This is a genomic window from Paraburkholderia sp. SIMBA_030 (genome assembly GCF_046535245.1).
In the GTDB taxonomy this organism is placed as follows: domain Bacteria; phylum Pseudomonadota; class Gammaproteobacteria; order Burkholderiales; family Burkholderiaceae; genus Paraburkholderia.
Genome location: NZ_JAWRXB010000995.1, coordinates 1 through 257 on the forward strand (window position 1 = coordinate 1; position 257 = coordinate 257).

Consider the following 257-nt stretch of genomic DNA (forward strand, 5'->3'; position numbering starts at 1 on the left):
GCATCGCGCAGACGATCGCGATGCCGAGCGTGGGCAGCAGCAGCGGCATCATCGCGGGCAGGCCCTGACCGCCGAACACCACATAGGTATAGACGGGCAGCGAATACGGGTGATACGCGACCATCACGGTCGCGCCGAATTCGCCGAACGCGCGCAGCCACGCGAGCGCGAGCCCCGCGCGGATGGCGGGCCACGCAATCGGCAGCGTGACGCGGAAGAAACGGCTGGCGGCGTGATGGCCGAGCGTGGCCGCGACG

Annotated in this window: 1 pseudogene; it reads right to left on the reverse strand. The window is 70.0% G+C overall.

What is annotated here, in order from left to right:
• A pseudogene (locus SB772_RS43005) lies at positions 1 to 257 on the reverse strand (molybdenum ABC transporter permease); the annotation flags it as partial.